Below are 18,482 nucleotides of genomic sequence, written 5' to 3' on the forward strand. Positions count from 1 at the left end.
CGGACACGGTTGGTGAGTGCCGGAGGTCCGTGACCCGCCGACGGACCTAGGGCCGGCGTTGCACCGTCATGGCCCAGAGCGCGAGTTGCGCCGGCGCGGGCCAGGGAGTGAGTTGCGCCGGTGGGGCACAGGGCGGGGTTGCGCCGGCGCGGGCCAGGGCGTGAGTTGCGCTGGCGGGGCACAGGGCGGAGTTGCGCCGGTGGGGCACAGGGCGGGGTTGCGCCGGCGGGGCACAGGGCAGGGTTGCGCCGGCGCGGCACAGGGCGGGGTTGCGCCGGCGCGGGCCAGGGCGGGGTTGCGCCGGCGGGGCACAGGGCGGGGTTGCGGCGGCGTGGACCGGAGATCGATCGGCCGGGCGTCGCTACGGGTGCAGGGTTCCGGGCTCGCGTCTATTGCCAGGTTATCACTCATGCACCCCAACTCCAACCTCACGCTACGTGAGGGCCGAGTCCGGTGGGCTAGAGGCGGCGTTCGGTGGCGGTGGTCGGGTTGAGGAACAGGAGGATGGGTGGGGCGGTGTTGGGGAGGATGGCTGCGTACGCCTGGAGCTGGGGTGCGTAATACGCGACCCGGCTGTCCAGGGCCGCGGCGGGGATGGCGTCGGTCTTGTAGTCGACGATCGTGAGGCGCCCGTCATCCTCGCGGTAGATGAGGTCGACGAACCCCTCGAGGATCGTGCCGTCGGGCTGGACCGTGCCGACGTACGACTCCCGCCAGTGCTCCCGGGCAGCGGCGTGCTTCACCACCTCGGACGCGAGCGCCGAGCGCACGAGCGCCGTGACCACGTCGGCGTACTCGAGGACACCTTCGGTGAGACACTGCGCCGACACAGCGGCCTCGAGCCCGGCGCCGGTGCTCAAGTCAACCACCTGGAGTACGCCGTGAACCGCGCGGCCGATCGCGGTGCCATACCGGCCCTTCGACCACGGCGGCAGTTCGAGATCGCGAGGCGCCTTCGCGGTCCCGGGATCCACCTCGGCCAGGGCGACATCAGGACCGGTGCCCTCCAAACCGGAGGCGCTCTGCGCGGAGCGGGCGCGACTCGCGGCGCGGGCCGCGGAGACGCGGGTGTCCCACTCGGTACGGGCCATTGGTGGGGTGACGTCCGCCGTCGTCCGCGGATCGCGCACGACCGGTGCTGGGCTCTCGAACAGCGTCCCGTGCGGAGCCTCGACCCCGCCGGCGGTTGCGATGAGCTCCGCGTTGCTGGAGTGCTTGCGGTTGCCGGAGCGGTGCAGCGAGACGACGAGATGGTCGCGGGCGCGGGTGGCCGCGACGTACAGCAACCGGCGGCGTTCGAACCCGTCCATCTGCTCATCGACCGGCTGGACGAGGTCGAAGTCCTCGGTCTGCACCGACGACTTCAGCTTCACCGCGTAGCCACCGTCTTGCGGCCAGAGCACCTGCACGCCGCGCTGCCGGTTCGGCGCCGCGGTCATGCCGGACAGGATGACGATCGGGAACTCCAGGCCCTTCGCGGCATGGATCGTCATCACGCGGACCGCGTCCGCGTCGGTCTCGGGCAGGACCGCCTCGGCGACCCGTGACGTCTCCTCACCTTGGTGCGCGGCCCAGGCGAGGTACGAACGCAGACCGCCGTGCTCCACCTCCGACCACGCGCGAGCTTGATCGACGACGAAACGGATCCGGCGCCAGGCGTCGCGCGCTCGCGGGCCGATCGCGGCAACCTCGAGCATGCGGCGGTCAGCGACGATCTTGGCCAGGACCTCGCTCGGGGTGAGCCAGCGGGCGGCGTAGTACGTCCGCCGGAGCCACTCGATCGCCTCGCCCACGGGATGAGTGAGCAACTGGTCCGGAACCTGCGCGGTCAGGGTGAAGGAGCCACCGGAGCGCTTCCACACGAAGAGATCGTCGTCGCCGCATCCGAAGAGCGGCGAACGCAGGGTGGTGACCAGCGCAAGTTGGTCGCTCGGATCGCCCAGCGCCCGAGCGCAGGCAAGCAGGTCACGCACCTCGGCGGTCTGATAGACGAGAGAACTTGCCTCGGCGCGGTAAGGGATGTCCGCGCGATCGAGGGCGTCCTCGAGGAACGGCAGGGACGTACGTGCTGGAACCAGTACGGCGATGTCGCCGGCCTCGGCCGCACGCCAGGTCCCGGCGCGCTCGTCGTACACCTGCCAGCCGTCGCGGAGCGCCTGCTCGATGACGGCGGCAACGTCGATGGCTTCCCGCTCGCGCAGGACGGACGCCTGCGCGCGGGGAAGGTCGGCGTGCGGCTCGGAGCCGAGGATGGTCACGGCAGGACCCGAGACGGACTCGTCGTACGCCACCGGCGTCGCAGGCTCAGGTGCGTCCTCGCCGGGCCGTCTGAAGGGGAGAACGGCCGCGAGGTCAGTGACCTGATCGTCGGCGTCGCCATCGCCGAAGCCGAGCAGCGACAGCTGGTCGCCGCTCACACTGTCCGGCTGGACGGTCTTCGGTGGTGCGGACGGCTTCCCGGTCGGACCGCTCCGATGCGGCGACAGCGATTGGTACGACGGCTGGGCGGCTTCCTGAGGCTGGATCAGCGTCTCGAAGACCGTGTTGATCCAGGTCAGGATCGGCGGAACCGTGCGGAAGTTCGTCGTCAGCGCGACCGTCTCTCCCAGCAGGTCCTGCGCCGTCAGGTACGTCGCGATGTTCGCGCGACGGAAGCGGTAGATCGACTGCTTCGGGTCGCCGACCACGAACAGCCGCCCCTCCGGGACCTCGACGTCACGCCAGTCCTCGGCGTCCGCCTCCGCGCCGCCCGCGATCCGGACCGCCAGCTCGATCTGGATCGGGTCGGTGTCCTGGAACTCGTCCAGCAGCAGCCGCTCGTACCGCTCCTGCAACGCCGACCGCACCGATGGCTCCCGCCGGAGCAGATCGCGCGCCAGCACCAGCAGGTCGTGGAACTCGAGCCGCCCCTCGGCCCGGCGCAGCTCGGCCGATTCCAGCACCCGCTCCGCGATCCAGTGCGAAAGGTGCCGAAGGCAAGCATCCAGGAGCAGGTCGACCAGCGAGTTGGCCACGTCGACGACCGCGGAGCAGTCGTCGCGCACCTTGGTGATGTCCGGCCAGTTGTCCTTGCGCCCGATCCGCCCGAGCTTGAGCCCCCGCAACGACTGCAGGATCGCCAGCTGCCGCTCCTGGTCCGTCGCGGCGTCCAGCATCACCCCGAGCTCGCGGATGAAGTGCACCTTCGGCAGCAGCCGGTCCTCGGGATCCATGCACGCCCCGGCCGCCCCGCCGATCTGCGCGGCCGCCGCGATCAACCCGCTGAGGTCTGGCATCGCCACCAACTCGGGCGGGTCCACCAGCACGCGCTCGGCGATCAGGTCCCAGTCGTTCCCGAACAGCCGCGCCAGCGACCGCAGATGCTTCAGCTCGACCCCGACCGCCATCGCCAGCAGCAGCGGCTCGGCGATCGAGTCGTCGTCCAGCAACTGTTGCTGCAACTCGGCCCAGCGTTCCTCGAAGGCGACCGACGACCCGACCTCGTCCAGTACGTCGATCAGCGGCGGCAGGCCGGCCTCGATCGGATGCGCCAGCAGAAGCTGCTGTGCGAACGCGTGCAACGTCCCGATCGACGAGGAGTCGAGGTCGTCCAACGCCTCGTCCGCCAGCGTCCTGGCCGGCCCCTTCCGCGCCTTCTCGAACTCGACCCGCAACCGGTCGCGCAGCTCCGCCCCGGCCTTCTCGGTGAAGGTGACGGCCGCGATCGTCCGCAGCGGTATGCCGTCGCGCAGGACCAGTGTGGTCACGCGATCGACCAGCGCGTGCGTCTTCCCCGACCCGGCACCCGCCTCGACGAACAGCGTGGACGATGTGTCCGACCGGATCCGCTCGCGGGCCGGCTCGTCCAGCAGTTGCTCACTCATCGCCGGCCTCCTCGTACGCGACCGGGTCGATCAGCCGGACCAGACGCTCCAACGTCGGATCGTGGCGCTTGCGGTCCCACCGCGCCCGCACCTCGCTGTGGCCGAGACCGTCGGGATTGCAGTACGGGCACTGCACCCAGAGGAAGTCCGGAATCTCGGGCGCCTTCGGCGGGAAGAACCCGGCCGCGATGGACGACACGATCACGTCGAGGGTGTCGACGTACCGCGCCTCGACCTCCGGGGTCAGCGGCACCGGGATCCGCTTCCCGCCGCGTCGGACGAACCAGTACGCCGCCTCGACCGGAGTCGACTGCTCACCCAGGCGAGCGCGGGCCGCGTAGGCGTAGACCGGCAGCTGCAGCTTCGTCCCGCCCGCGACCGGGTCGGACTCGATCGCCTCATAGCGCGAGAACCCACCGGTCTTCACATCCGTGACGTAGATGGTCCCGTCCTGGCCGAGGTCGACCTTGTCGGCCGAACCGCGCAACAGCACGCGGCCCGACGGCACTGGGATCTCGACCGGCGGCTCGCCCTCGAACCCGAATCGCAGCTCACTCGCGACCACCGACGCGTCCCGCAGCGACCGCCATCGCTCGTCGTCGGCCAGCAGTTCCATCAGGTCGTGCAGGATCCGCAGCCGCTCGCGTTGCCACAAGCGCGGATGGCCGGTGAGTCCTTCCGCCTCGAACTGATCGGCGAGGTCCGCACCGATTGCCAGCAGCAAGTTTCGCTGCTCGGCCGACCACGCCTCGCCGTACCCGGGCAACGAACCGGCCAGCCGCGAAACGAACGCATCGAGACTGTTGTGGATCAGGTTGCCGATCTGCAATGGCGAGATGACGAGCAGGTCCTCCGGCGCCTCGAGCGGCTCCACCTGAAGCAACCGCTCGACGAAGTATGCGTGCGGGCAGGTCGCGTAAGCCTCCAGCGACGTCGGCGACGCGATCCGGTCCTCCACCGCGTACTCCGGCAGGCCGGGCGCCCCGGACAGGTCGCCGTCGAAACGAGTGAACGCGTTGCTGCCACGCCCACGCAGCAGCTCCCGGGCACGCACCAGCACCGCGTCGTTGAGCCACAGTCCAGCCGCCGCCGACCGGACCTGCCACTCCTGCTCCGTCGCTGGAATGGTTGCTGTCGTCAACGATCCTGCGTACGACGCCGACGTCCGCAGCTGATCGCCGTACTCGCCTTGGTCCCACTGCGTCGCCGCGAGCGCATGATCGCCGGTCAGTGACCGCAGCGACCCGAGCAACCACCGCGTCGGCAACCGCCGTGAGGACCGGCGCAGATCGCCACGTGGGAACGACGCCACCACCTTGCGGGACCCGGCGGAGAACGCTGCCAAGAGGTGTCGCTGCTTCTCGTCCAGCCGATCCCGGAACGACGCCAACTCCGGCGCCGCGGCCTCGCGAACCCGATGCGGAAGCAGCGCGTCCTCGTGCACCCGGCCCGGATACAGATCCTCCGACAGGCCGACGACGTACACGATGTCGGCCGACAACCCGATGCTCGCGGACATCGGCGCCACCAGCACGCCCGTGCCGAACGTGCCGACGCGGGGGAGCGACTGCTGCAGCTCCAGATCGAGTACGTCGCGCAGCACTGCGAGGCTGGCCGGCGTACCGAGCTCGTCCAACGTGGACAGGCCTTTCAGCGATCCCTCGACCGCGACAGCGGCGTACTGCTCCTCGATCGGAAGGGACGAGTAATCGCCGAGCAGATCGTGGAAAAGCTGCAGCACCCCGTCGGCCAGCGCGGCCCAGGTCTCCAGCAGCGCGAGAGCACCCAGGCGGCGGCGAAGCTCCGAGGCGAACGCATGCAACCGCTCGGCCCGCTTCGCGTTGTACTGCGCCCGCCGGATCGCGGCCGGTCGTGGATCCTCGGCGGCCTCCTCCTGATCGGCCGTACGACGTTCGGCCTCGGCATACCGCGCCAGACGCGTGTCCCAGTCGTCGCCGCGAACCACACCGGCGGCTCGGGACATGCGCTCCCACTGCGGCACCGGGATCCGCTCGCCGGTGAAGTCGCGCGTCGGCGCGTTGGCGAGCGCACGGAACACATCGGCCCGCGGCAGATCGTGGTCGACGAGCGCCAGCACCTCGAGCAGGGTCCGCGCGATCGCCCGCTCGTGCACCGGTCGCGTGCCGGGACCGTTGACCTCGATCTGCGCTGCGGCGAGATGCTCGTGCAGGAGCCGTGCGTACGGCGCCGAGGCCGTGTACAGCACCGCGATGCGATGGGCCGGGGTGCGCTCGAGGGACGCGACCACATCGCGAACCACGCAACGCACCTCGTCGTCGGCATCGGACGCATTCAGGATCTCGGTCGCGACCGGGTAGTTCTTCGAGATCGACGTCGGCAGATCGATGCCGATGCGTTCCAGCGAACGCCGCACCGCCCGGTCCGCCCGTCGTACGTCGGTCAGACCGATGATGACCGTGAGGTCGGCAGCCGCGGCGCCGAGCTCCTCGACGAAGGCGGCCTCGGACTGGGTGAGCTCCTGGGGCAGATAGAGCACCAGAGCCCCGAGCTCACCGACGATCGCGGAGTCCGCGGCGACGCGTGACGCCGCGGCGCGCAGTAGATCGGTCTCGTCGTACCACTCCGCGGCGAGCTCGGTGGTGACGTGGCGGTGGAGCCGGACCAGGTCGGGGCCGAGCACGGATGCAACGGCGACATTGTCGAGCGCTGCGTCGGTCAGGTCGCGGAGCTCGCGGTGGGCTGACGCAAGCGCTTGGATCGTCGACGGATGCTCGGCGACGTCCTGGAAGATCCCAGGCGCCTTCGAGAGCGCGGTCCGCCAGGTCGCGGCCACGATCGGGCGCGTCGCCGGCCGGCGTGGCGACAGGACCCCGGCCGCGAGTTGCTCGGCCAGTCGCTCCAAGGTCGCCAGGTAGAGGCCCGCGATCCCGGAGAGCGCAAGGTGGCGGCGGGCGACGACCCCGGACAGGTTGTTCGGCAGCAGCAGCGTGACGGGCTTCATCGGATCGTCCGCCTTCAGCCGCGCGACCACGGCCTGCAGGCGCTCCAGCGCGGCCGCACCGTAGGCCGTGCTCTCGATCCGGGTGGTGCTCACCGAAACCCCCGATGCTTTGACTGTCACCGCAGACGGTAAACCCTTGCACGGACAGAAAGGTGACGGGGCGCGAAACGCCAAGGTTTCTGCAGGGTTCGCGACCGGCTCGCACAATGAAGGAATGACCAGGGAGACGACGATCGCGCGGGCGCTGCTCGTGCTGGTCTTCGCGCCCGCCGGCGGGATGTTCGGCAAGGCCGTCGCCGACGCCGCCCAGGGCCGCGAGTGGTGGCCGTGGCTGGTCGCGGCACTGGTCTGGCTGGTCGTGTCGGGACTGGTCTCGATGGCGGTGTCGAGCCGTTTCGACGAGCACAGATAATGCTCCGATGGCAGCCGCTGTGCATCACGTCGAGATCTGGGTCCCGGACCTGTCCCGGGCGAGGAGCAGTTGGGGCTGGATCCTCAACCGGCTGGGCTGGAAGGACGGTGACGGCTGGCCCGGCGGGATGACCTGGACCGCGCCCGACGGCAGCTATGTCGTGGTCGAGCAGAGCCCCGCGATGTCCGCCGAGGAGCACGACCGGATGCGCCCCGGGATGAACCACCTCGCGCTGAACGCGGCCGGTCGCGCCGAGGTCGACTCGATCGTCGGCGAAGCCGCCCGGAACGGCTGGACGCTGATGTTCGCCGACCGCCACCCGTACGCCGGCGGCCCGCAGCATTACGCCGCCTTCCTGCACAACGAGGACGGCTACGAGCTCGAGATCGTCGCCCCCGAGTAACTGGGTCGGAGGGTGAGACTACTGATGCCTGGAGTGACACCAGGGACTGTTGGTGTGACATGGTTACACCAGGCAATCAGTACGGTCGCGGGGCAAGGGTGGAAGGACGGTGCTCGTGACGGAGAAGCCTGACGGGGGAAGTCCGCCCGGACCGGTTTCGCCGGAGCTCCTGGAAGCGCGGATCCGTGGTCTCCAACACGCTCTCGGGCAGTTGCTGGACAACGCCCACCGGCTGACACACGGCGAGCACCAGCGGGCCGTGCAGCTGCATCGTCAGTTACAGGAGCAGACCGCAATCGCCCGTCGTGAGTCCCGCGGGCTGGTCGATGCCAAGACCGCTGAAACACTGGCCGAGGCCGAGCCGGCCGCGCGCCTCCTCGCGGACCGGCTGGCACCCGGTCTCGCGGCAGTCCCGCCGAACGACGCCCGCTGGCGTTCGCGCCAACTGGTCGGCGCGGGCGTCCCGTCGTACATCCGGGTGGGTGAGCTGGACGCTGGTACGCCGGTCGTCGCGCCGCTGCTGCGGACGAACGGCTGGAAGGTGACCGCCGACCGCGACGAGGCCGCCCGCCGGCTCCTGCAGAGCGTCGCGATGCGACTGGTCGCGGCGGCCGAACCCTTCCGGATCAGGGTGGACGCCTACGACCCGCGTCTGACCGGCATGATGGGGCTGCTCGGACACCTGACCACGAAGTACCCGCAATTGGTGCCCAGGGCAACGCACACCGCGGAGCAGCTGCACGGTGTGCTGTCCGGGCTGGTCGATGTGTCGTCGCTGCGGGCCAGCCGGCAGGCGCAGCTCGGGCACAAGCGGTTCGAGGACCTGATCCGGGAGACCGGCCGGGTGACCGATCCGTACCGGCTGGTCATCCTGTTCGACTACCCGGCCGGCATCGACACGCTCGCCCAGCGGGACCTGCTCCGGCTGGCCGCGACGGCCGGCGAACGCGGCATCTGCTTCCTCATCCACCACGACCCGTCGACGCCGGCGGAGTCCGATGTCGACACCAAGCAGTTGCTCGACCACCTCACATCTGTTGCCATCGCCAACGACAAGGTCGAGGTCGCACAACTGCCCGGCGTAGCGGCGAAGCTGGACCCGGCGTTCGACGCGAACGTTGCCGCTGGCATCTGTGACGTGATCGCGGAGCTGGCGGAGATCGCCGTCCTGCCGACCATCGACTTCGACCGGACCCTGCCGGACCGCTCGACCTGGTGGCAGCCGGTCACGGACGAGCTCAACACGGTCATCGGGTACGACGACCGCACGCCGGCGCTGGTGAGGTTGCGCAGCGGCAACCCGGCGCTGCCGCACGTCCTCGTCGGCGGTGCGGTCGGTCAAGGCAAGTCGAACCTGCTGCTCGTGATGATCCACGGTCTCGCCGCGCGGCACGACCCGGTGGATCTGGAGATGTACCTGCTCGACTTCAAGCACGGTGTCGAGTTCTCCGCGCTGGGTCCGGCGGGGGAGCGGGAGCACTGGCTTCCACATGTGCGCGTGCTGGGGATCCACAGCGACCGGGAGTTCGGTCTCGCCGTACTGCGTCATCTGTCCGACGAACTGGCGCGGCGCAGCGAGATCTTCAAGTCGCACGGGAATGTCGCCGACATCGCCGAACTCGAGCCCGGGCCGGAGCGGCCGCCGCGGATCCTCGTCGTACTGGACGAGTTCCAGGTGCTGCTGGAGGACGACGACGAGCTCGCCGACGAGGCAGCGAAGCTGCTGGAGCGGTTGGTGCGGTTGGGGCGTGCGTACGGCGTACATGTCGTGCTGGCGACCCAGACGATCGAGGGTGTGAAGCGGCTGTCGACGCGGCGGGACTCGATCTTCGGCCAGGTGCCGTACCGGATCGCACTGAAGACCACGCCGGCGGATTCGCAGGCGATCTTGCGGAGCGGGAACACCGCTGCGGCTGAGTTGCAGTTCCGTGGTGAAGCGGTGCTGAACGCGAACTTCGGGTCGCCCGACGACAACCAGCATGTGCTGGTCAGTTTTGCAGACAAGGTGGTGCTGGACGACCTGCGGCGTGAGCTGTGGCTGCGTGCGGGTGAGGCGGCGCGTCCGCCCCGGGTCTTCCATCTCGCGGAGCCGGCTCGGTTGGCGGAGACCGCTGCGGCGGTGAAGCCCGAGCTGGGGCGGCCGTGGACCGGTTTGCCGATCGCGGTGACCGAGGAGCCTGTGCAGGTCGAGGTGCGGCCTGAGCCGGGGGCCGGCGTACTGGTGCTGGGTGACGGTCCAGCCGATGCGCTCGGGGTGCTGAGCGGTCTTGCGTTGTCGACCGCGGCCGCAGCGGTGGATCCGCCGCGGTTCATCTTCATGGACGGTACGAACTCCGCGCCTGCTGTTGCCGAGGGCAAGGACGCGCTGGTGCAGGCGTTGCGGCAGCTCGGTTGCGAGGTTGAGACGGTCGACAAACACGACGAGGTCGTACCGCGGCTGTTCTCCCTGCGGGACGCGGTCCGCAACGGGCAGGTCGGCGAGACGTACCTGCTCGGGTTCGGCTTCCACGGCGTACCGCGGATGCAGCTGCACGCCGAAGGGTTCTTCGAGAGCCCGGCGAACGCGCTGCAGGACATCGTGCGGGATGGTCCGGCGCAGGGGCTCGTCACCTTCGGGTGGTGGAACCGGCTGCATGTCTGCACCGAGCAGCTCGGGTACGGGCGTGCCAACGTGGCGACTCACCTGTTCCTCCGGCACCCGCAGGACGGCGTACGGGCGGTGTGCGGTCCGCTGGTGCGGTGGGCTTCGGAACCACACCGCGGGTTGCTGTGGGACGGACTGCACCCTGAGGCGCAGATCGTCGTACCGTTTGCCGCACTGCGGTCCGACGAGGTGGACCGTGCAGTGGAGCAGGTACGGCGATGAAGACGGAACAGCAGATGTGGTCCGAGTACGCACGGACGTTGCGGACGGTCGCTGGGGCTCGTGTGGACGCGCAGCAGGCGCAGGACCGGCTGACGGCTCACAAAACGAAGGCGGAGGCCGCTGCGATGGCCGAGGCCGAAGCCATGGCCGAGCGCGGGCGGCAGCTGGAGGCCCGACTCAACACACTGGCCGAAAAGGCCGCGGCCAGCTTGCAGCGCGCCGGACTGCCCGCCGACGGGAAGCGGGCGAACGTCGCACTGCCGGAGATCCGTGCGCTCAACGACATCGAGACAGTGGCCACCCGCCTCACCAAGCAGCTGGGTGAGGCAGTCGACACACTCGAGGAGGTCCGCTCTCGGGCCCGGGAGCTCCAGGAGCGACGCATGCGCCGTACCATCAGCGCGGCCCTGACACTGATCGGGTTCCTGGTGGTGTGGGTGGTCACCGGATCGTTCCTGGCCGGGGTCGAGGCCGCGGCCATCGCCGCTGTCACGATGCTGGCCGCGTCCCGGGTGCTCGGGTTGCCGCGGCTGCCCGGTGCCCGGTGGTGGGGTTGGGGCGGTGCGGTGGCGGTCGTCGTACTGATGGCCGCCGGGCTGCCCTGGTGGATCGCGATCCTGGTGCCGGTGGTGGTGTCCGGTACGGCGATCGTGCTGCCGAAGAAGCGCAACTAGGTCAGGAGTGGGTTCAGGTGTCCGATGTACAGCGGCTCAAGGAACAGCTGCACCAGGTCTCGATGGAGGCCAAGCAGGCGGCGGGCGGCCTGGCCGGATTCAAGCTGCGCTTCACCCAGCACAGCCAGCAGGTGGAGAGCCTGATCGCCGGTACGGCGACCGGCGTCGACCGCGACATCACCGAGATCCTGGAGGCGGCCGGCAAGGCCGTCGAGCAGGCCGCCGAGGCCCTGGAGATCGCCTCGGCCGGATGCAAGAGCTACGCCGACCAGATCTGACCCATGGCGTCGGACCTTCAGCGGGTCGCGCGGGGCTTGGTCGAATGCCTCGATGAGGTGCCGCAGGTGGTCAGCCACCTGCAACGCACCGCCGACCGCTGCCGCGAGAACGCCGCCCTGGCGATCGCCGCCTCTCAGGGGCGGGCGACGGTCGCTGCCCAGCAGTTGGACGCGGCCGCTCGGGCCTGCGAGGCCGCTGCGCACTACCTGTCGATGGCGCCGCCGAAGGCCCGGGCCTGGGCCGACCGTCTGGTCGGCGGCGGCCGCGGCACCGACCGCCCGTCGTCCGACTCCGCCGACCGCAACAAGCTGACCGGCGGCACCGGCGACCTGGCTGAACGCGACTCGAAGGGCCGCACCAAACGCCTCACCGCCACCTTCGACGACCTCGAAACCCCCAAGGACAACGAGCCACCCCTCATCACCGTCGCCCGCAAAGCCTTCGAAACCTTCCGCAAGGCCAGGGAGAAGGACAAGGACGAGGACCACCCCGACGAACCCCTCGAGGTCGAGATCCTGGTCACCGAGACCGGCGAGCTGCAGATCGAGGAACGCGACCAAAAAGACGACCAGAAGCGAGAAGATCACCTCCTTCAGGACTTCGAGATCGCCGTAGACCTCACCGAAGCAGCCCAACAGCTCCTAGCGGTGATGGCCGACTCCGCCGACCGGCAATGGGACCACGCCACCCTCACCATCAACCCAACCCGCGTCGAAGCCACCTTCGACTACCCCGACCAGCACCGGCCCGCACCGATCGTCGTAGACATCGAACACCCCCCACTTCCCGCCTCGGACGACCTCGATTTCGACCCGGCCCTCGACCTCCGTCCCCTCGGCCCAGACTTCGCTGCAGGCGTTCACGATCCACTGAAGCGCTTCGAACCGAAGGAACATGAGATCGCCGAACGTCTGGAGCGCGAGGGATGGCGCGTCGATGCCCGCCCGGAGAACCACACGGTGCACAGGCTGAAGAATCCGGATGCGACGCTTCGGCGGAACGGATCCGACGAGGGGAAGATCGTCGAGTTCAAGACCCTGGATCGGGCCTCGCTCGCTGCGGTGAAGCGCAACATCCACCAGGGAACCGACCAGGCCGGACCATTGGGCGAGGTCTTCATCGACGGTCGGAAGGTCGGGCTGGTGGAGTCGATGGCGCAACGGGCGTTCCGGATGGCCTGCGGTCAGCCCGGCAAACCGACCCCGGCCACAACTCATGTCATTCTCGGTGACGGGCGAATGGTCACCTTCGCGAAGGAGCGATGATGTCGACGAGCGACAACGTGTTTCTGGCCTCGGACGAGTCTGTTGCGCGGGTCGCCGAGTGGCTGGCCGCTGTGCTCGACCTGCAGGCGGTCGCGGACCCCGAGCTGAAGCAGGACGAACGCCTCCTCCGTGGGTCGGCGCGGACCAGTGAGCGAGAGATCGGGCTGCTGGTCGCGCCGAACAACTATGGCGAGGTCGATCCAGAGCCGGACGAGATCTCGGCGCTCGACTCGTACCCGATCGACGTCAATCTCCGCCTCTTTGGTCGCAAGGACGAGCGGCTGCAGTTGCGTGAGACCCAGGCGCTGCTGGACGCGCTCGTCGCCGCGCGGCCTGAGATTCCGATGCTGTTGGTCCACAACCTTGACACGCTGATCGCGGCGCACCTCCCCGGCGTCGGCACGCACACCTTCGCCGACCTGATCAGCCCAGACGCCCCCGACATCGAAGCCTGGCGCCCGTGGGCCATCGGCACCTGACCTCAATCCGCGAGGCCGGCCTGGTCTGACTTTGAGCACCGGTCGACCATTTCAGCGGCGGTCGGATGGTTGGCCGGTGCTCAAAGTGCGGTCGTGGGTGAGACATGGGGCGGGAAGAGTTTTGGGGAAGTCGCGTCATGATCGGTTGTGGGGGCCGTCACTACCTGTGAAGCCATCCACACAGGGAAGTGGAAGTGATCGATGTGACTCGCAGATCTTTCATGGCGGTTGGTCGTCCCACTCGCCGGGTGCGTTGAGATGTCCGCCGGCGATCCAGTACCGCAACGTCGCCGCGTACGAGTGTGGTTCGGGGACCACGTCGTCGCGGACTACCGGGCGGAGGCCGAACTGGCCGAACGCTACGCCGAAGCCATGTCGCGCCGGTTCGCCGGACTGCGCGTGACCAGCGATCCGATCCCCGACACCGATCCAGGCCCGGGCCGCGTGCTGCCGGGCGAACGGCTCTGGGAGGTAAGCCCGAAATGACGTCGCGTCGCTTCCGGCTGATCCGCCATCACGACGTCTCCGGTGTCAGTGGCACCGGCCCCGTCGCCGAAGGTGTGCAGTTCACCGACGGCGCCGTGGCGCTGCGCTGGTACGGCGACTATCCGACCACGACCGTGTGGGACGGCATCGAGTCCGTCGTCGCCATCCACGGTCACGGCGGGGCCACGGTGGTCGAGTGGATCGACCCCGAGCAAGGCCCCGATCCCGACCTCAAGCTGCCACCCCGCGAGACTCTCCCGCCCCGACCGTGGCCGGATCTGCACTCCGCCCCCGAGCCACAGGACCCTGACCCGCTGCACCGTGACCGCGACCTCGGTGCGCACGGCGGTGCCCCGCCGGCCGGCGGGGCGTCGTACCGGGTGTTGCGATGAGCCGGACCGGGTCCGGCGCCGCGGACCCGGTCTGAAACGGGCGGGCCGGTGCCGAACCTCCCTTGCGGCACCGGCCACCCATTCCCTGGGACCCAGCCGGACTCGCGATACGGCTGGGCCCGAGTCCACCGGCGGTCAGCTCATCTCGAAGGACTGGGCCACGTCGAGGTTGTAGAACGTGGTCGGCCCGTCGCACAGCTCCATCATCTTGGCCGCGAACTCGCCGGTGTCGGCACGGCCGGAGTTCTCCATCGCGTCCTCGTACGAGGCGAACTCGACGATGGCGAAATAGCGCCCCGGGTCGTCCCGGTCGGCGCACGTGATGCCACGGCTAGGGGCCGGGCCGTCACCCTGTGCTTCGCGTTCCTTGCGGTACTGCTCGTTGAGCGCCGCGACCTCGTCCGGCTTCGACGTCCGGTACTCGATGATCTGTACGAACCCTGCCATTTCTCCCCCTTGCCCTGGGCACCCACCCCAGGTGCCTGTCAAGGCCGACACTGCGCCTGGATCGTCTGCTCCGCAAGAGGTCACGGCTTACGGTGACCTGACGCCCGCGACGGATCACGAAGGGTTCGCTTCTGCCCTCGGCAGAGGAAGTGGGATTTGTCGGCGACGCCTGATTGGCTTGTCCGCGTGGAGATTCTGATTCTCGGTGGGACTGCCTGGCTGGGTCGTGAGATCGCGACGCAGGCGGTGGCGCGTGGGCACGCGGTCACCTGCCTGGCGCGCGGTGAGAGTGGTGACGTCGCCGAGGGCGCGACGCTGATCGCCGCCGACCGCAGCAGTCCGGACGCGTACGACGGCGTACCGGACAAGGACTGGGATGCGGTGTTCGAGGTGTCGTGGCAGCCCGGATTCGTCCGCGACGCACTCGCGGCCTTCGGTCCGCGGGCCAAGCATTGGACCTATGTCTCGTCGGGCAACGCCTACGAGAAGTACGACACGCCAGGCGCCGACGAGTCCGCCGTACTGCGGCAGCCGACGGACCTCGACGCAGCGGACCGGGAGCAGTACGGCGAAGCGAAGGTTGCGTGCGAACTGGCGTCGGTCGAGACGGTCGGGGATCGGTTGGTGATCGCGCGGGCCGGGCTGATCGGCGGGCCGGGGGACAAGAGCGATCGCGCCGGTGCATGGGTGGCGCGCGCGGCTCGTGCACCCGAGGAGCCGATGCTGGTGCCGGACACGCCCGACCTCGCGACCTCGGTGATCGACATCCGCGACCTCGCGTCGTGGTTGCTGGACTGTGCGACGCAGGGTCGGACCGGGACGTTCGACGTGCGCGGGCCGATCGTGCCGTTCGGGGAGTGGATCGAGTTGGTGCGTGAGGTCGGCGGTCACACCGGGCCCGTCGTGCTTGCGCCGCGGGACTGGCTGGTGGAGCAGAAGGTCGAGCAGTACATGGGCCCGGACTCGGTGGCGATGTGGCTGGTCGAGCCGGGGTACGAGGGCTGGTCCAGCCGCAAGGGTGAAGCGGCGTTGCAGGCCGGACTGACACACCGGTCGCGGCGCGAGTTCCTGACCGACGTACTGGCTTGGGAGCGTGAGCTCGGATTAGATCGCGAGCGTCGGGCCGGGCTGAGCCCAGCGAAGGAGCACGAGTTGCTCGAGTCCCTGCCGGAGTAGAGAGTGGGCGGATGCGACTGGTGCTGATCTCGGACACTCATCTGCCGATGCGGGCCAAGAAGCTGCCCACGCCGGTCTGGGACGCGGTCGAGAGTGCCGACGTGGTCATCCATGCGGGCGACTGGGTGAGCGTCGCGCTGCTCGACGAGTTGGAGAGTCGTGCGGCGCGGCTGATCGGATGCTGGGGCAACAACGACGGGCCTGAACTGCGAGCCCGGCTACCGGAGGTCGCGCGGGTGACGCTCGACGGGCTCTCGGTCGCGGTCGTGCACGAGACCGGATCGGCCAAGGGCCGTGAGGAGCGCTGCGAGAAGGCGTACCCGGGCGTGGACCTGCTGGTGTTCGGGCACAGTCACATCCCGTGGGACACGACCAGCCCCGGAGGTCTGCGGTTGCTCAACCCAGGATCGCCGACGGATCGGCGCTCGCAGCCGTACTGCACCTACCAGACCGCGACGATCGTCGCCGGCCGGCTGAAAGACGTTGCTCTGCACAACCTTTAATGGTTGTTGCGGCGAATTAACGGTTGTTGCGGTGAACAACGACCTCGGCCGGGCGTGAGAAAGTTTCCGCCGTACCACCGAGTTACGGCGTACTTCTCACACCCGGCCGATCGTCGTACCGGGACTCAGGCGTTGGCTGCTTCCTTGACCCGGGTCTTGAGGCGGTCCCGCACCTCTTCCGGTGTGTAGGCGCGGCGCTTCCGCTCGCCCCGCGCGATCACCACGCCCGTCGCTGCCACGCCGACGAGCCCCGCAAGTCCTACCACCTTCCATACCTTCATGCGGACTAACCTAGCTTCGTGGAGAGCCGGATAGCACTGGATGACGCTACGGAACTGACACGAACAGGTGACATTTGGCTGTTCCGCGGTGGAAGCACGGCCGATCGCGCCATCCAGCTGACCACGAACAGCCCGGTGAACCACGTCGGTATGGCGATCGTGATCGAGGACCTGCCGCCGCTGATGTGGCACGCCGAACTGGGCCGTTCGCTCCCGGACATGTGGAGTGGGACCCACCATCGCGGGGTGCAGTTGCACGATCTGCGGGACGCCGTACTCGTATGGGTGCGCAAGTACGGTCAGCAGGCCTGGATGCGGCAGCTCGACCACCCTGTCACGCGGTCGATGGAGGACGCCGTACTGCGGACTGTCGCGCGGCTGGACGGCACGCCGTTCCCGTCGACGGCTCGGCTGGCGTCGCGGTGGGTACGTGGGCGGGTTCCGGCGTTCCGGCGTGGATCGCGGGAGCTGGAGCTCGAGTCGGCGTACTGCGCGGAGGTGGTCGCGGTGACGTATGAGGAGATGGGTTTGCTGCGCGGGCGGCCGGCGAACTGGTACGACCCGGGGCGGTTCTGGAGTGGCGACGAGCTCGAGCTGACGCACGGAGCTCAGCTGGGGGACGAGATCGCGGTCGACATCCCGGCGGAGTGATGCGGCCGAAACTGTCCGTGGCGTGTGATTGGGTTGTTCTGGGTCGGTAACCGAGCCGGAGGAGGGCCCCACGGATGTACGCCGTCATCGACACCGAGACGACCGGCTTGCTGCCGAGTCATCGGCATCGGGTGATCGAAATCGCCGTGGTGCTGCTGGATGCGCGCGGCCGGGTCGAGCACGAGTGGGTGACGTTGCTGAATCCGCAGCGCGATCTGGGGCCGCAACACATTCACGGGATCCTGACCGCCGACGTGCTGGCCGCGCCGGAGTTCGGGGACATCGCGCGGCAGCTCGGTCGGTTGCTCGCGGGGCGGATGGTTGTCGGGCACAACGTCGAGTTCGATCTGGGCTTCCTGCGGGCGGAGTTCGCGCGGCTGGGGTTCGCGGTGCCGCTGATCACCGAGCGATCGATGTGCACGATGGCGCTGGCCGGGTATCTGTATCCGGGGGCGAAGCGGACGCTCGGCGCATGTTGTGCGGCGGCCGGGATCTCGATCGAGGGGTGGCACTCCGCGCTCGCGGATACACGGGCGACGGCTGAGCTGTTCGGTCGGTATCTGCAGTCGTTTCCGGCGCCGCCGCCGTGGCAGTGGGCGTACGAGGAGATCCGCGGACTGCGGTGGCCGGTGTTGCCCGGCTCCGACGTCCCGCCGACCGTCCGGCCGGTGCATGCCGGTGGACGACACGGATGGATGAGTCGACTCGTCGATCAGTTGCCGCGCGTCCCCGAGCCGCCGCAGGCCGACTCGTATCTGGCGCTGCTCGACATGATCCTCGCCAACCGCGAGATCACTGCGGCCGATGCCGACCAACTCGTCCAGGCCGCGACGGACCTCGGCCTGACCCGACCCCAGGTCGACGAACTCCATCGGTACTACGTGTCCGCGCTGGCCGGAGCGTCATGGGACGGTGGTCAGATCACGCCGGAGCAGCGCAGCGATCTGGACCGGGTGGCGGTGATGCTCGGGCATCGGGCATCCGACGTGGACGACGCGCTACTGCGAGCCAGCTCCGGGCGGTACGTCGTACCTCCTCGTCCTGGGGCGAACGGGTTCCCGCTGGGGAGCTCGATGGTGTTCACCGGTGACATGGTCGAGGCACGTGAGGTCTGGTGGGATCGTGCGGTGGCGGCCGGCTTCGTGCCGCAGGAGTTCGTCCGCCCCGATACGACGTTCGTGGTGGCAGCGGACGTGGACAGCCTGTCGGTCAAAGCCCGGGCCGCCCGCGACCTCAACATCCCGATCATCTCCACCGACGACTTCCGTCGGCTCATCCGGCCTGAGCCTCAGCGCCGGGCCGGCTGACAGACAGCGCCCGGC

17 protein-coding genes are annotated in these 18,482 nt (G+C 69.1%); 13 read left to right on the top strand and 4 right to left on the bottom strand.

The features are described 5' to 3' along the window. Nucleotides 1–458 precede the first annotated feature (458 nt). Both OG817_RS07730 and OG817_RS07735 read right to left on the bottom strand, forming a co-directional pair. Nucleotides 459–3,863 carry a UvrD-helicase domain-containing protein gene (locus OG817_RS07730; protein WP_406053018.1) on the bottom strand — a complete coding sequence of 1,135 codons (3,405 nt, stop codon included), beginning with the start codon at nt 3,861–3,863 and terminating at the stop codon, nt 459–461. After that, nucleotides 3,856–6,939: a PD-(D/E)XK nuclease family protein gene (locus tag OG817_RS07735; RefSeq protein ID WP_406053019.1), complete on the bottom strand. Its 3,084-nt coding sequence runs from the start codon at nt 6,937–6,939 to the stop codon at nt 3,856–3,858. Before OG817_RS07735 ends, OG817_RS07730 begins: the two co-directional genes overlap by 8 nt. 121 nt (nt 6,940–7,060) lie before the next feature. On the opposite strand from OG817_RS07735, the gene OG817_RS07740 reads away from it, so the two are divergent. The 9 genes from OG817_RS07740 to OG817_RS07780 all read left to right on the top strand — a co-directional run bounded on the left by OG817_RS07740 (nt 7,061) and on the right by OG817_RS07780 (nt 14,102). After that, a complete protein-coding gene (locus OG817_RS07740; RefSeq protein ID WP_396395816.1) occupies nt 7,061–7,258 on the top strand; it encodes a hypothetical protein in 198 nt (65 codons plus the stop codon). A gap of 7 nt (nt 7,259–7,265) precedes the next feature. Further along, nucleotides 7,266–7,661 carry a VOC family protein gene (locus OG817_RS07745; protein WP_406053020.1) on the top strand — a complete coding sequence of 132 codons (396 nt, stop codon included), beginning with the start codon at nt 7,266–7,268 and terminating at the stop codon, nt 7,659–7,661. Between the two features lie 115 nt (nt 7,662–7,776). Further along, nucleotides 7,777–10,527 (top strand): FtsK/SpoIIIE domain-containing protein, encoded by a 2,751-nt coding sequence (locus tag OG817_RS07750; protein ID WP_406053021.1) that lies wholly within the window; start codon nt 7,777–7,779, stop codon nt 10,525–10,527. Continuing rightward, on the top strand, nt 10,524–11,201 hold the full coding sequence (locus tag OG817_RS07755; RefSeq protein WP_406053022.1) for a hypothetical protein: 678 nt from the start codon (nt 10,524–10,526) through the stop codon (nt 11,199–11,201). Before OG817_RS07750 ends, OG817_RS07755 begins: the two co-directional genes overlap by 4 nt. Before the next feature lie 17 nt (nt 11,202–11,218). Beyond that, nucleotides 11,219–11,479, top strand: a complete 261-nt coding sequence (locus OG817_RS07760; RefSeq protein WP_131364376.1) for a hypothetical protein — start codon at nt 11,219–11,221, stop codon at nt 11,477–11,479. A 3-nt stretch (nt 11,480–11,482) separates the two neighbouring features. After that, nucleotides 11,483–12,745: a hypothetical protein gene (locus OG817_RS07765; protein WP_406053023.1), complete on the top strand. Its 1,263-nt coding sequence runs from the start codon at nt 11,483–11,485 to the stop codon at nt 12,743–12,745. Beyond that, a complete protein-coding gene (locus OG817_RS07770; protein WP_406053024.1) occupies nt 12,745–13,224 on the top strand; it encodes a hypothetical protein in 480 nt (159 codons plus the stop codon). The genes OG817_RS07765 and OG817_RS07770 overlap by 1 nt, the downstream gene beginning before the upstream one ends. 258 nt (nt 13,225–13,482) lie before the next feature. Beyond that, nucleotides 13,483–13,710, top strand: a complete 228-nt coding sequence (locus OG817_RS07775; RefSeq protein WP_396395810.1) for a hypothetical protein — start codon at nt 13,483–13,485, stop codon at nt 13,708–13,710. After that, entirely contained in the window at nt 13,707–14,102 is a 396-nt protein-coding gene (locus OG817_RS07780; protein ID WP_406053025.1) for a hypothetical protein, read from the top strand. The genes OG817_RS07775 and OG817_RS07780 overlap by 4 nt, the downstream gene beginning before the upstream one ends. A gap of 135 nt (nt 14,103–14,237) precedes the next feature. Here OG817_RS07780 and OG817_RS07785 read toward each other — a convergent pair whose 3' ends face one another. Further along, complete coding sequence (locus tag OG817_RS07785; protein ID WP_396395809.1) at nt 14,238–14,549, bottom strand: hypothetical protein; 312 nt, start codon at nt 14,547–14,549, stop codon at nt 14,238–14,240. 186 nt (nt 14,550–14,735) lie between these two features. On the opposite strand from OG817_RS07785, the gene OG817_RS07790 reads away from it, so the two are divergent. Both OG817_RS07790 and OG817_RS07795 read left to right on the top strand, forming a co-directional pair. Continuing rightward, the gene (locus OG817_RS07790; protein WP_406053026.1) at nt 14,736–15,725 is read left to right on the top strand and encodes an oxidoreductase; all 990 of its coding nucleotides are present in this window, start codon (nt 14,736–14,738) and stop codon (nt 15,723–15,725) included. Nucleotides 15,726–15,736: 11 nt separating this feature from the next. Next, nucleotides 15,737–16,228, top strand: a complete 492-nt coding sequence (locus tag OG817_RS07795; protein ID WP_406053027.1) for a metallophosphoesterase family protein — start codon at nt 15,737–15,739, stop codon at nt 16,226–16,228. A 125-nt stretch (nt 16,229–16,353) separates the two neighbouring features. On the opposite strand, the gene OG817_RS07800 is transcribed toward OG817_RS07795, so the two are convergent. Continuing rightward, nucleotides 16,354–16,509 (bottom strand): hypothetical protein, encoded by a 156-nt coding sequence (locus OG817_RS07800; RefSeq protein ID WP_165546543.1) that lies wholly within the window; start codon nt 16,507–16,509, stop codon nt 16,354–16,356. An 18-nt stretch (nt 16,510–16,527) separates the two neighbouring features. Between OG817_RS07800 and OG817_RS07805 the strand changes: the two genes are divergently transcribed. Both OG817_RS07805 and OG817_RS07810 read left to right on the top strand, forming a co-directional pair. Beyond that, nucleotides 16,528–17,160 (top strand): hypothetical protein, encoded by a 633-nt coding sequence (locus OG817_RS07805; RefSeq protein WP_406053028.1) that lies wholly within the window; start codon nt 16,528–16,530, stop codon nt 17,158–17,160. A gap of 74 nt (nt 17,161–17,234) precedes the next feature. Further along, a complete protein-coding gene (locus OG817_RS07810) occupies nt 17,235–18,467 on the top strand; it encodes an exonuclease domain-containing protein (RefSeq protein ID WP_406053029.1) in 1,233 nt (410 codons plus the stop codon). Nucleotides 18,468–18,482 lie beyond the last annotated feature (15 nt).

The sequence above is a fragment of the Kribbella sp. NBC_00889 genome (assembly GCF_045207705.1).
Taxonomy (GTDB): Bacteria; Actinomycetota; Actinomycetes; order Propionibacteriales; family Kribbellaceae; genus Kribbella.